This is a genomic window from Pseudoalteromonas sp. SaAl2 (assembly GCF_052947895.1).
The window spans coordinates 762,234-775,793 of sequence record NZ_CM129605.1 but is presented as its reverse complement, the minus strand read 5'-3'; the positions used below and the strand labels follow the sequence as shown (position 1 = coordinate 775,793).

The 13,560-nt window shown below is 41.5% G+C and carries 13 protein-coding genes and 2 pseudogenes; 2 read left to right on the top strand and 13 right to left on the bottom strand.

All coding sequences use genetic code 11. The features are described 5' to 3' along the window. The 5 genes and pseudogenes from ccmE to ccmA form a co-directional block, all read right to left on the bottom strand. Nucleotides 1-480, bottom strand: coding sequence for a cytochrome c maturation protein CcmE (ccmE, locus tag ACU8V8_RS03655; RefSeq protein WP_446888880.1), 480 nt, complete (start codon nucleotides 478-480; stop codon nucleotides 1-3). Next, nucleotides 477-681, bottom strand: a pseudogene (ccmD, locus tag ACU8V8_RS03650) (heme exporter protein CcmD). The gene ccmE and the pseudogene ccmD overlap by 4 nt, the downstream one beginning before the upstream one ends. Before the next feature lie 2 nt (nucleotides 682-683). Further along, nucleotides 684-1,421: a heme ABC transporter permease gene (locus ACU8V8_RS03645; protein ID WP_446888879.1), complete on the bottom strand. Its 738-nt coding sequence runs from the start codon at nucleotides 1,419-1,421 to the stop codon at nucleotides 684-686. Nucleotide 1,422: 1 nt separating this feature from the next. After that, a complete protein-coding gene (gene ccmB, locus ACU8V8_RS03640; protein ID WP_446888878.1) occupies nucleotides 1,423-2,109 on the bottom strand; it encodes a heme exporter protein CcmB in 687 nt (228 codons plus the stop codon). Continuing rightward, nucleotides 2,109-2,729 carry a cytochrome c biogenesis heme-transporting ATPase CcmA gene (ccmA, locus tag ACU8V8_RS03635; protein WP_446888877.1) on the bottom strand — a complete coding sequence of 207 codons (621 nt, stop codon included), beginning with the start codon at nucleotides 2,727-2,729 and terminating at the stop codon, nucleotides 2,109-2,111. The genes ccmB and ccmA overlap by 1 nt, the downstream gene beginning before the upstream one ends. A 103-nt stretch (nucleotides 2,730-2,832) precedes the next feature. On the opposite strand from ccmA, the gene fliK reads away from it, so the two are divergent. Both fliK and ACU8V8_RS03625 read left to right on the top strand, forming a co-directional pair. Next, nucleotides 2,833-5,580, top strand: coding sequence for a flagellar hook-length control protein FliK (fliK, locus tag ACU8V8_RS03630; RefSeq protein ID WP_446888876.1), 2,748 nt, complete (start codon nucleotides 2,833-2,835; stop codon nucleotides 5,578-5,580). Between the two features lie 2 nt (nucleotides 5,581-5,582). After that, on the top strand, nucleotides 5,583-5,888 hold the full coding sequence (locus ACU8V8_RS03625) for an EscU/YscU/HrcU family type III secretion system export apparatus switch protein (RefSeq protein ID WP_446888875.1): 306 nt from the start codon (nucleotides 5,583-5,585) through the stop codon (nucleotides 5,886-5,888). 37 nt (nucleotides 5,889-5,925) lie between these two features. On the opposite strand, the gene ACU8V8_RS03620 is transcribed toward ACU8V8_RS03625, so the two are convergent. The 8 genes and pseudogenes from ACU8V8_RS03620 to ACU8V8_RS03585 all read right to left on the bottom strand — a co-directional run bounded on the left by ACU8V8_RS03620 (nucleotide 5,926) and on the right by ACU8V8_RS03585 (nucleotide 13,556). Next, nucleotides 5,926-6,327 carry a DUF2802 domain-containing protein gene (locus ACU8V8_RS03620; RefSeq protein ID WP_446888874.1) on the bottom strand — a complete coding sequence of 134 codons (402 nt, stop codon included), beginning with the start codon at nucleotides 6,325-6,327 and terminating at the stop codon, nucleotides 5,926-5,928. A 16-nt stretch (nucleotides 6,328-6,343) separates the two neighbouring features. Next, nucleotides 6,344-6,841, bottom strand: a complete 498-nt coding sequence (locus ACU8V8_RS03615; protein WP_290209672.1) for a chemotaxis protein CheW — start codon at nucleotides 6,839-6,841, stop codon at nucleotides 6,344-6,346. Between the two features lie 19 nt (nucleotides 6,842-6,860). Continuing rightward, nucleotides 6,861-7,643, bottom strand: a complete 783-nt coding sequence (locus tag ACU8V8_RS03610) for a chemotaxis protein CheW (RefSeq protein ID WP_446888873.1) — start codon at nucleotides 7,641-7,643, stop codon at nucleotides 6,861-6,863. Nucleotides 7,644-7,646: 3 nt separating this feature from the next. Continuing rightward, nucleotides 7,647-8,417, bottom strand: a complete 771-nt coding sequence (locus ACU8V8_RS03605; protein ID WP_087530860.1) for a ParA family protein — start codon at nucleotides 8,415-8,417, stop codon at nucleotides 7,647-7,649. 11 nt (nucleotides 8,418-8,428) lie between these two features. After that, entirely contained in the window at nucleotides 8,429-9,385 is a 957-nt protein-coding gene (locus tag ACU8V8_RS03600) for a flagellar motor protein MotB (protein ID WP_446888872.1), read from the bottom strand. A 3-nt stretch (nucleotides 9,386-9,388) separates the two neighbouring features. Next, nucleotides 9,389-10,154 (bottom strand): annotated as a pseudogene (locus ACU8V8_RS03595) (flagellar motor protein). Further along, a complete protein-coding gene (locus ACU8V8_RS03590) occupies nucleotides 10,147-11,280 on the bottom strand; it encodes a protein-glutamate methylesterase/protein-glutamine glutaminase (RefSeq protein ID WP_446888871.1) in 1,134 nt (377 codons plus the stop codon). The pseudogene ACU8V8_RS03595 and the gene ACU8V8_RS03590 overlap by 8 nt, the downstream one beginning before the upstream one ends. Before the next feature lie 65 nt (nucleotides 11,281-11,345). Next, nucleotides 11,346-13,556: a chemotaxis protein CheA gene (locus ACU8V8_RS03585; protein ID WP_446888870.1), complete on the bottom strand. Its 2,211-nt coding sequence runs from the start codon at nucleotides 13,554-13,556 to the stop codon at nucleotides 11,346-11,348. Nucleotides 13,557-13,560 lie beyond the last annotated feature (4 nt).

Here is a 13,560-nt window from a genome sequence, read left to right as displayed (position 1 = left end):
TTAATTGCCACTATCTAAGTTATATTTAGGTTTTTCGTGCTTAATCCCTTTAACTGCTTCGGCGACTTCTGCTGGCATGTACTCTTCATCATGCTTTGCTAATACCTCAAATGCTTCTATCACATCAGGTTCAATCAACACGCCTTGTGCAACAATACCTTGTCCTTCGCGAAATAAATCAGGCAAAATCCCCTGATAACGAATCGTCACTAAAGGGCCTGTATCAATTAATTTAAAGCTTACTTGTAAACTGCTCTCGTCACGAATAACTGATCCTGGCACAACCATGCCACCAATACGCAACTTTTGGCCTATATGAGGCTTTTCAAGATTTGGCCCCTTACCGTCAATTAACTCACTTGGGGTATAAAAAAGGTTTATATTTTCTTGCAATGCATATAAAACCAAACCAATCACTGCTCCAATACCAAACACGATCGCAGTAACTGCTAATAGCCGTTTTTTACGTCTTGGATTCATACTTGCTGCTCCTTTTTAGCTTGCTTAATACGCTGTTTCGCGAGCTGCTTGCTGCTGAACAGAAGTTAAAATACGCTTGGTATCATTCAAAGAACTAAATAGAATACCTAATAAAATCAGCGCACATGTGCCAAAAGATAACCATACGTAAAAGCCATACCCACCCATGGCTATAAAATCAGAAAAAGAATCAAACTGCATAATTAGCCCCTATTTAACAACTGACGCACCCAAGGGCGATGCTTTTCGCGTTGTAAAATCTCATTTTTAAGACGTATTAATGTTACCGTGCCTACAAATGCAGCAAACGCCACAATGTTAACTATCAGCGGCCAAAACATACTTGGATCAATCGCCTTAGTATCGAACTTAGTAATGGTTGCCCCTTGATGAAGGGTGTTCCACCACTCAACAGAAAAGTGAATAATTGGTAAGTTAATCACTCCTACAATGGCAAGGATAGAAGCAGCTCGACCCGCTGCTTTTTTATCCTCAAAGGCGTGATATAAAGACAACACACCTAAATACAAAAATAATAAAATAAGCTCAGAAGTCAGGCGTGCATCCCACACCCACCATGCGCCCCACATGGGCTTACCCCATGCAGCACCGGTGATCAACGCAATGGCAGTAACACATGCCCCAACTGGGGCTATAGCAATAACCGCAAGCTCTGCATTGCGTAATTGCCAAACTAGTGCGACCACTGCCGCGATAGCCATTGATGAATAAGCGCCCATAGATAAAATAGCTGAAGGAACATGAATAAAAATAATGCGATAGCTGTCTTTTTGCTGGTAGTCTGCAGGCGCATAAGCCAGCCCCCAAACCCAACCAACAACCATGCATACAACCGTTATTACGGCAAAATATGGCAGTAACGTGTTACATAATTGATATGCACGATCTGCTTTAGCGTAGGGATGTAACCACTTCCACATATTAACTTACACTCACTTTTAATGCTGACGATATGGCAATTGGTGCGCTTATAATAGCGACGACAAGCATTGCACCAAGGATGGCAAGCTGCCCACTATAATCCAGTGACATAGTACTGGTATCAATAGCAGACGTTGCAAAAATTAACACAGGGATATACAAAGGCAGAACTAGCAGACTCATCAATATTCCGCCTTTTTGTAACCCCACAGTGAGACCCGCGCCAATCGCGCCGATAAAACTCAGTAACGGAGTCCCTAATAATAAAGTAATAACTGTTGCGACTAGGGCTTGGCTATCTAAATTTAGCAGTAGCGCAAAAACCGGTGTCATTAACACCAAAGGCAACCCAGTAACTACCCAATGAGCAAGCACTTTCGCCAGTACAGTTAATGGCAATGGATACGATGATGCAATTAATTGCTCTAAGCTACCGTCATGAAAATCATCACGAAATATTTTATCAAGCCCCAGCATGGTCGATAAAAGCGCTGCGACCCAAATAATACCAGGGGCCATTCGTGCAAGTAGACCGGGCTCAGGGCCAATAGCTAACGGAAATAAGGTAATAACAATCAAGAAAAATAATAACGGATTAACAATTTCTGCTCGCTGGCGAAACGCTAACTGTAAATCTTTTTTACATACGGCACTAAAGAGCTGTAAATAAGAGTGTTGTCGTTGCATCAGTGACGGTACTCCAAGGTAACTGTTTGCAAATCATTAAAGTGCGTTGTTAAATCTTGGTGAGTCGTTAATAAAATAGCACCACCGGTTGCTAAATGGCTAACAAAGCGCGCCTGTAAAAATGCCACTCCCGCTTTATCCAAAGCAGTAAATGGTTCATCGAGGATCCAAAGCTTGGCATCATTAAGCCATAATCGCAGTAATGCAACACGTCGTTGTTGACCCGCTGATAAAGTGCGTACGGGTACATCTTCAAGACCAACTAAGCCGATTTTAGCCAATAAAGCATACAAGTCTTGATTATCATTATATCCTTGGATCTGTAACCAAAAGCGTACATTTTCCAGCGCAGTAAGCTGAGCATTTACACCGGTTTTATGGCCAATAAATAATAGCTCACGGGCAAACTCGTCATAGTTTTTGGCTATTGATGTATCGTGCCAAAAAACATCACCTTCATCAGGAGCGGCAAAACCTGCAATAATGCGCAATAATGATGTCTTACCAGCCCCATTAGGGCCTGCTAATTGCATAATCTGTCCAGATTTCAAACTGAAATTAAGATCCTCAAACAAACAGCGCTCTTGTTTGATGCAAGTGACGGACTTAATGTGTAGCAAGATGACGATTCTCTATACCCAAAATTAGGCGTTAGTCTACCATAATGATAGGGTAATACGAATAACACAATGAAACCGATTAGTGAAAACTTGATTTAAAATAATGAATGAACCTACGCAGATTTCTTTAGCTAACTCATTGACTGTTAAACAGTCAATGAGTAATGCTGGGCAGCAAAGTGTGAACCTAGATGGAGAAACACTTAACGCTAAAAACATCACATTTGCCAAAGGCTCTGTGCAAATGGATATTTTAGTAAATAACCATTGGCAAACATTGCGTTTAGCGACCAGCCATTCACCAAGCAATATGCAAAAAATTCCTGCCGCTGAACTACAGTTAAGTCCTGATGGCAAACAACTTACTATTTTGCCAACACAAACATCATTAGCACTTAATCAAGCAAAGCAATTACAGAATTTACTTAATTTCATTCATTCCGGCAGCCAATTGGAGAACCAACCTTTCGCTGTTACTGTCGTTACTAAGCCGATACCTAAATTACAAATAGCACAGCTGAATGCGAGCTTACCGATAAATAAAGAAGTAGCACAACTACTACAGAGTGAGCAACCATTAAAAGCAATCATCAACGTAGATCAAAAAGGACTATTAAAGCTTGTGGTTATTAATCGCTTCGCTGATAACCTGCACCAACAGCCCATTACAAAAACTAAATTGGCGACCTGGCTAGCAAAGCTCGCCCCACAAGGTCAGCTACAAAGGACGAATAACGCAGCGCTATTAACAATCCCGCAGCAAAAAAGCGCTTTTAATATTCCTATTAAACATACACAGGCGCAACAGCTAAGTGCAGAGCCTCAAGCAGTCAAAATAATCGCAACGAAAGACCAACTTACATTGGAATCCCTCACCAATGAGGTTGCTGTTGTACTTAAAAATTCGTTGACTCAAACCTTTCATAGTTTAGTGAAAGCACAATATAATGCTGCAATAACAAAAATAACAACCGACGCCCCCCCTGTTCAAAGCCCCTTAATAAACACCAGCAGCCCAATAAAATCGTGGTTACAGGCCAGTTTTGCCGATTTAAAAACTCGGGTAAACGATGCTGTACGTTACTTTGAAAATAAACCATTTAGTCAATTAACTGACAAAAATGATAGTCCACTTAAAGTACCTATTACCTCAACGAGTAATGAAAAAGCGCCGCAACAATTAAGTTTGATTCCAAAATCAGTGTCGCAAATAAACTTAGCAGCTTTAGCTAGTGAGAATGTAGCCCCACTTTTGGCAGATATCAGTAAAGGTACAGCGTTACCCAAGCACTTTCATAGCACTCCACCGCTGATACAACTATTTCAACAAGTTAAAGCGACATTGGCTAGTATCACTACACCAACAGCCAACCCTGTTGTAAGTAATAACAAGCTATCAATCAATAGCGACAAAGCATCAATAACTCAGGATGAAATAGCGGCTAAAGCTGATACAGCTAAAACGCCCGCTGTCGACAAACAAATATCTTTTTCAACCACAGAGAAAGAGACTGCAAAAACACACAGTACAATAAACAAAGACATAACAAACACAAATACAGCAAAAGTGGATAGCCAATTCAGCAACCAAAAAAACAGCTCAACTATTAACTCCCCTCTAATTGCTAAAAATAGCAATGCGCCATTAATTGAAGTTAAAAATCCTAATACGGCGAGTCAGTCAGTTAGTGAAACAGCAAACAAGTTAAAACAAGCATCAATAATTAATAAAGAGTTAGCAAGCAACCCTAATTTTACAAAGACCACAGACAAAGCAAGCACTCACTTTAGCAGTGTAAATGAAACGAGTAAAACTCAAAAACCAGCTCCAATATCACCTACAATTATGGTGCAAACTCAAAAGGCATACATCAAAGCACCTTTAACTGCTACACCAGTGCGAAGCCAAGTTACCCTCCCGATAGAGGCAAAGCTGACGGCTCCATTACTAAACATAGAAAAGCCTCAATTGCAGTCCTCACCAAATGCAGCTACTGGCAGTGAAAGTAATTCAACAAAAGTAGATTTAAGCCAAAAAATAGAACAGCTAGCGCAGGGGAAACTAAGCGATAATGTGGATCTAAATCGACTTGTTAACCAAGCTTTTAATCGGATGATAAGTAGCCAATCAGCTCACCCTTCAATTGTACAGCGAGAAATATTGAGTCTTATTTCACCGAATAGCCTCTCAACAAGCGCGATGCAAAATAGCTTTAGCCAAGCAATCGAAAATTTGACTGTGGCAATTTTGGCAGCCCCGACACTGAATAATATTAGTGCATTGAACTTTAATGGCCAAAGCTCAGTAGATGCTTTACTGCAAGTGTTAGTGCCGAATTTTAAAGCTGTGAACAGCGAAAAGCTCCAAGAGCAATTGCAACAAGCCAGCAGCCAAACTCTGGCAGCAGAGCTTGGGCAAATTAAAGGCAGTATTAGCCAAATTGCGACCACAGCAGTTAATCAACAAACGGATAGTAATGCGCTTGTGCAGTTCTTTTTACCTATGCGGCTTCCGCCTGACACTGCGCAAACTGAAATATCACTTGGCCAATATAAAAAACCAAGTAAAGATAAACCCGAGGGAAAAGACGTTTGGTTTGTGCGTTTAAATTTTGATTATGCAGCTCTTGGCCAGCTACAAATCACCGCCGAGCTGATGGACAAAGCCCTAGATTGTAAACTGCTCGCTTCAAGCCAAGAGGTTACAGCAATAGCCCATCCACATTTAGAAAGCTTGCGTCATAAATTGTCAGCACATGGCTTGCAAGTGGGCGAATTAAATTTAAACCAAGGTGCACCACAACACCACGCTTTTTATCAGTCCCATGCAATTATCAATATTAAGGTTTGATCATGAGTGATCCACAACATAAGACAGCCATTGGTTTATTATATGAAGCAGGCAAAGCTCCCACAGTTAGCAATAAAGGGTTTGGTGAGTTAGCGCAACAGATAATTAAAACAGCTAAAGAAAAAGGTATATTAATTCATCAGGATGAAGCTCTTGCTAAAACGCTTTCCCATTTAGAACTTGGCGAAGAGATACCTAAAGAACTCTACTACGTAATTGCTGAACTTATTGCATTTTCATATGTACTTCGGGGTAAGTTTCCACCTGGCTGGGAAGATTTTCAGGGTAAGTTAAATATTAAGGCTTAAACGCAGTAAGTAAAAATTGAATTAAAAAAGGCGCTATTTAGCGCCCTTTCTGATTATGTAACGACATAAGTAATTCAGCCTCTGCACGAGGTAGTTCGCATTCACGAATTATCTCTTCAATATCAGCGCCTAACTCCACCATTTTCACAGCCCGTGAATAAATTTTAGCATCAGGATCATCGTATTTTTGTGCATCTTGCTGTTGCGCTAGCTCTTGATTTCGCTGTTCAACAGCAACTAACCTTTTACCAATACTCAGCATGCCCGCACGCATTTCAGCAACTTCGCTGCGTAAAATGCTATTCTGCTGTAGCGCCTTATCAAGGTGCTGCTGTGTTTTATCCGCAGCATAGGCTATTTTTTTCTTCAAACCATATAAAATAACAAAGCACACCAGTATTAAACCAAGTGCGCTTATAACTAAAGAGAGTAGCAACATAGTTTATCCGTCAGCATTAAATATTGCTTAACTCATCCCACTCTTCATCGTTTAATAGCTTATTTAAATCAACCAAGATCAATAGTTCACCATCACGGTTACTCACACCTTGGATAAACTTAGCACTTTCTTCAGTGCCAATATTCGGTGCGCTATCAATTTCTGAGCTACGTAAATAAACAACTTCAGCCACACTATCAGCTAAAATACCGATTACCTGCTCTTCAGCTTCGATAATTAATACCCGTGAGTTATCTGTAGTTTCAGCAGACATTAAACCGAAACGAGCACGAGTATCGATCACGGTAACCACATTACCACGTAAGTTGATAATACCAAGTACATAGCTTGGCGCACCTGGTACGGGGGCTATTTCGGTATAACGCAAAATCTCTTGAACTTGCATCACATTGACGCCGTATGTTTCTGATTCCAGTTTAAATGTTACCCATTGCAATACTTCATCATTGCTATCGGCATTTTTACTGTTTGATACTAGTCTTTCTTCACTCATGCTATTACTCCGAATATCGTTACTGCTCACGGCTATCTAAGCCCTGCTCCAGTAATTGATTTAAATTTTCTACATCAATTAAGGCACACATTTTCTCTTTAATGACGCCAGCCAGCCAAGGGCGCTTACCGGTTTTAGCTCGCCATTTAACATCTTCTGTACGTAGGGTTATATTATTAACAAGCTTCTCAGCTAATAATCCCCACTGACTATCACCAAGCGTTATTAAATATTGATAGTTTAGCTTCTCTTCTAATTCTTGAGTGTATTTCTCTGGCATTACCCAACGAGCAGTATCAACCACATTGAGGTTTTCATCACGGTTAAGCATAACCCCTTTGAACCACTTGGGCTTACCAAACAGTTGATTCACATCGCCCAATTGATGAATGCCACCCAATGCCTTAAGGGGCACAGCTAATGTAAGCCCTGCCACTTCGAAAAATAACGCCTGGAATTCACCGTCAAAATAATCCTGCTGTCGCTCAATCGGTGTTTTAGCATGTGTAGCTAGAGCATCACTGGCAATATTATCTATATCTTTGATTTTAGCTTGAATTTGCGGTTTCTCAAGCGCTGTTTTAGTATCTTGAGGTATTTCTTGGGGTTCTTTAAGGGCGTGCTCTTGAACAATAACCTGCTTAGCAGCTTTTACTGGCATCTGAGTCTGCTTTTGAACTGGCCCTACTTGTTCAAGTAATTTTGCGACAGGTTCTAAGTCTGTACTATCATCTTCCTCGCACAGCAAAGCCCCCAAGTACTGGGTCATGACTTTTTCATTAGCAAACAGCTGTTTACTCATTAATTAACCTTGCTCAATCAAATAATCTAATAACGCACGATAGGCAAATACACCTCGTGAACGAGGGCAAAACTGAATCGGCACTTGTTGCGCTAAGCTTGCGTCTCGAAATTTAGTGTCGACAGGTATAACACCTGGCCAAACTTTATCATTATACGTTTTTTGCAACGTTTTATATGCTTCTAATGACGCATTTGTGCGCTTATCGTACATTGTTGGAATGATGGTATATTGATACTGCTTTGATTGCGAGCTTTGCATCAATTCCATTGTACGCATCATGCGGTCTAGGCCTTTTAAGGCTAAAAACTCAGTTTGTACTGGCACTAAAATGCGTTCACTCGCTGCAAGTGCATTGACCATTAATACCCCTAAAACGGGTGGGCAATCCAAGATTGCATAGTCATAATGCTCACTGATTTTGGCTAACGCTTTTTTTAAAATAAGCCCCATACCAGTTTTATTGCCCATACTGCGATCAAGGGTAGCAATGGCCATTGTCGCAGGCATTATATCTAAATTAGCAATATTTGACGGACACAGTGATTGCAGTATTTCTTCGCTTTGCATGGTATTACCGCGAGCAAATATATCATAAACACTGACTTCTAAATCTTCAGAATCTATACCAAAATAGTAAGTCAAAGAGGCATGCGGATCAGTGTCTATCAATAACACACGCTTTCCCTGCAATGCTAATGTACCAGCAAGGCTTACCGCAGTTGTTGTTTTACCTACGCCACCTTTTTGATTCGCCACCGTCCAAATTTTCACATCACACCTTATTATTGTTCATTGCGCGTTGTAATTCGTATACCGCCATGTGGTAATTGAATCACTTTAATCGTGTTATCGTCCGAAGGCAATTCAATTACTTCAGGTTCAACTTTTTCTTCTTCAAGCTCCCCTTCTCGAGGCGCTTCTTGCTCTGGTAAGCCATACTTGGATAATGCAACAACTACTTTTCTATTCTCAGCGCGACCTTGCTCTGTACTATTATCTGCAAATGGTGAATATTGTCCATAGCCTTCAATAGCCATTCTAGCTGGGTTAATTCCCAGAGATTCAAGTTCAACTAAAATTGAGGTTGCTCGCGCAACAGAAAGCTCCCAATTAGAGCGAAATATTTCGTTTCGAATTGTTTCGTTATCTGTGTACCCTCGCACTCTGACATAATTATCAACCGGTGCGATAATATCGTTAACCATACCAATCACGGTTTTAGCGCGACTATGCGCAACCGCACTGCCGCTTGAAAATAACATGCCTGAGCTCAGCTCTATGATCAGCCAGTCTTGGTGCAGCTCTAGGCTCGCTTCACCATCGCGTATTTCGTCAATCAGTGCTGATTGTAATTTGGTTAATAAGCTATCTAAAGGCTTGCCTAAATGCTTTTGTTTAATGTTGCTGGTATCACTTTGCCCATCTAGTAACTCTGGCCCAGCTTCTTGTTTTTGGATACTTTCGCCATATAACAACTCTTTTTCTGGGCTAACTCTATCAGTTAATAAATCTGTCCCCGTCACACCGCTGCCTTCTTGTCTATGCTGACGCGCAGATTGATCGAATACTTGCTCTAATGAGTCTGATAAAATTTGAAAGCTTTCTTCTTTATTAATAGCAATTGCATACATCACCACAAAAAACGCAAACATGATAGTCATGTAATCTGCATAGGAGACTAACCAACGCTCTGTGTGCTGATTACTACTAGTTTGATGACGAAGCCGGCGACGGATCATAAGTTAATTAGCTAATAGATTAGGTCGTTCAACTCGGTAAGCTTCTAGTTTTAGCTCAATATTAGCAGGGCTATCGCCTTGGCTGATGGCTATAATTCCTTCCGCGAGTAGCTCATGAAACAACATTTTTTGCTCAACTTGTTGCTTTAATTTATTTGCCATAGGTAAAAACAATAAGTTTGCTAAACCAACACCATAAATTGTCGCTATAAACGCAGTGGCCACCCCGGCGCCTAGCTTTTGCGGCTCGGTAATAAATGACATAGCCTGAATAAGTCCAAGTACTGCACCTAAAATACCAATTGTTGGGCTATAACCGCCTAAAGCTTCATAAACACGACTTGCTTCGAGTAAACGTTCACGTTCTAACAATAAATCAATTTCAAGCGTATCACGCAGCTTTTTCTCACTCACTCCATCGATAAGTAAACTAAGGCCTTTTGCTGCATAACTATCTGCGTGAGTAAGCGCCGTATCTTCAAGTGATAAATACCCTTCTTGGCGCGCTTTGTGGGACCAGCTTTTAACCTCTTCAATGGCTGCGTCAATATCATGACGAGGGGGGAAGAAAACCCAGTAACTAATTTTTTAGGGCTTTTAAAAAAGTGCTTAAGGGCGATTGCAGCATGACAGCCCCTAGCGTACCACCTAATACAATAATGAGAGCGGGGGCGTTGAATAACGCTGTAACAGCACCACCTTCAAGTGAATAGCCCAATGCTATTGCACCTAGTGCAATTATTAGCCCTAAGATTGATAGCTTATCCACAACCAATCTCACGTACTAATCGAGTTGCCACATCATTCAATGCAATACTAGCACTAGCAAGCCCTGCAGCAGCAACAGCTTGTGGCATGCCATAAACCACACTGGTGCTCTCATCTTGTGCCCAAATCGTTGCACCTACTTGTTTGAGCATCCGCGCACCATCGCGGCCATCAGCACCCATTCCAGTAAGAACAACAGCCAAAACATCTCCTTGAAAAGCTTTTGCAGTACTAGCAAATGTCACATCAACACTGGGTTTATATGTAATACGCGCACTGTCATCTTCAAATACTCTTAACGTCCGATTACCACCACGTCCTTCAATTAGCATTTGTTGGCCACCTGGAGCTAAGTAAGCCGTACCTGGCATTAGCTTATCACCTTGTTGCGCTTCTTTAACTTGAATTTTACACAGGCCATTTAATCGTGCTGCGAATGCTGGGGTAAACGCGGCTGGCATATGTTGAATAAGTAAGATGGGATGCGGAAAATTCGCTGGTAATCGAGTCAAAATAGTTTGCAATGCGACAGGCCCACCGGTTGACGTACCTATTGCTACAATTTGATATTTTTTACCCGAGGCACGTACTGATGCAGTGCTCGTATCAACAGGTATAGCTGGTCGACTAAAACTGCGATCTGGCTGCGCAATACTCGCTCTTGGAGCTGTTTCTTTATTTACTAAGGGCTTATTAATACTCGTAGTTGGCCGGCTAAATCTCGATAAACGTCTACGCCCGATTTCTTTTACTTTATTTTGTAAAAGCTTAATCGCATCTTCGTTATTACGCGCAATATCTTCAAATTTCTTCGGTAAGAAATCTAACGCGCCAGCATCAAGCGCGTCCAGCGTCGCGGTTGCTCCATCACGAGTCAACGACGAAAACATTAGAATAGGAGTCGGGTTTGCAGCCATGATTTCTTTCACGGCACTGATCCCATCAAGCACCGGCATCTCGACATCCATCGTGATGACATCTGGGCGAAGTTGGCGCACTTTATCGACTGCTTCACGGCCATTAACCGCAAAACCAATTACATCAATGTCCTTATCTTGTTCTAGAATTTCGCTCACCCTGCGGCGAAAAAAACTCGAATCATCAACAACTAATACTTTAACTGCCATTGGCGTACTCTTGTTAAATTTTATCTACAGGAGCCAGTGGCTCCCATAAAAAGATAAAGATTACTCTAACCTGCGTAGTATTTTAGCAAGCTTGGGACATCCAAAATCAAGGCGATACCACCATCTGAAGTAATTGTCGCACCTGCCATACCAGGCGTCCCTTGTAAAAGAGCATCAAGTGGTTTTATAACAACTTCTTCTTGGCCGATTAATGAATCCACAACAAAGCCAACCTGCTGAGTACCGATTTGTACGATAACAACATGCCCTTGAGCTTTTCGCTGCGAAGTATCGGCGCCTTTTACAAGCCAATGTTCTAAATAGAATAATGGAATTGCTTTTTTACGCACTATGATAGTTAATTGCCCATCAACTACATTTGTACGAGTCAGATCTAGATGGAAAATTTCATTTACCCCGGCCAACGGTAGAGCAAACGTTTGCTGACCAACCACAACCATCAAGGTTGGTAGTATAGCTAATGTCAGTGGTACTTTGATTTCTAATATAGTGCCAACACCTAACTCAGATTGAATACTTACTGAGCCATTCAATTGGGTTATTTTAGTTTTTACTACATCCATGCCAACGCCACGGCCGGAAATATCTGAAATTTCTTCTTTGGTTGAAAAGCCTGGCGCAAAAATTAGATTATATGCTTCAGTATCTGACAAACGACTCGCTTGGTCATGATCAAGCACACCTTTGCTAATGGCTATTTTTTTCAGCTTTTCAGCATCCATACCTGCACCATCATCTCGAATAGTCAGCAAAATATGGTCGCCTTCTTGCGAAGCCGATAAAGTAACCGTACCTGTTCTTGGTTTACCTGCGGCCTCACGTACGTCAGGCATTTCAATTCCGTGGTCAACCGAGTTTCGCACTAAGTGAACCAGAGGATCCGCAAGCGCTTCAACTAAGTTTTTATCTAAATCTGTTTCTTCACCCACTAACAATAAGTTAATGTCTTTTTTCAAGCTACGCGCTAAATCACGGACTACGCGTGGAAAACGACCAAACACTTTTTTGATTGGTTGCATGCGGGTTTTCATTACCGCGCCTTGTAAATCGGCAGTCACAACATCTAAATTAGAGATTGCTTTGCCCATCACTTCATTATTTGTGTTAGTCGCTAAACTTACTAATCGATTACGAACTAATACAAGTTCACCAACCATATTCATGATTTGATCTAAGCGCTTCGTATCAACCCTCACGGTTGTTTCAGCTTGAGGTGGAGCAGGTTTTTTAGCTGTACTTGCTGCTGCAGCTGGTGCTTTATTCTCAACGGACTTTGATGCTGCAGGTTGAGGCTTGTTTACTTGTGCAGGTTTTTCAACCTTCACTTCAGGTTTTGGCGCATCTGTAGCAGGTTTAGGTGCATCAGCTTCTACATTATCGGTAGCAAGAGCTTTAGGTGCAGTACCTTTGCCATGCAACTCATCAAGTAACGCTTCGAATTCGTCATCACTGATTTCATCGTCTGATGCAGAGCTCACCGTAACATTTTTCACTTCAGCAGTTTTAGGTGCTTCTTGAGTTGGAGCAGGGTTTACTGCACCAAAGTTACCTACCCCGTGCAATTCATCAAGTAAGCTATCAAATTCATCATCGGTGATATCACTGCTATTGGTACTCTCTTGAGCTGCAGCACTGGTATCTGTTACCGGACTTTGCCCTTTGCCGTGTAATTCATCTAATAAGCTTTCAAACTCATCTTCTGTGATTTCATCAATATGCGCGTCTTCTGGCTTGTCGTCGACTTGACCATTGAACAGCATATCAAAAGCAAAAGGATCATCTTCATCGATTGCTGAGCTTGGTTCTTCTACGACTGTCACAGGCTCTTGCGTTGGCGTGTTTAGAGCGGGCTCTTCATCGGCACTGGGCGGCTGACTTAATTTGTGTAAGATAGCGAGTAATTCAGGATCGGCAGGCTCTGGTTGTTCGCGATTTTGTATCGTCGCAAACATTTCATTTATTGTATCGAGCGCTTGTAATATAACATCCATGAGCTCTGAGTTAACTGTACGAACGCCCTGGCGCAGTAAATCAAATACGTTCTCTGCACCATGACAAGCATCTACCAGCTCTGTCATACTTAAGAAACCCGCACCACCTTTTACGGTATGAAAACCACGGAAAATAGCATTTAGTAACTCGGTATCATCTGGATTATTTTCAAGTTCTACTAGCTGTTCTGATAAAAGCTCAAGAATTTCTCCAGCTTCAACTAGGAAATCTTGTAAAATATCTTCATCGACTTCAAAGCTCATGCAG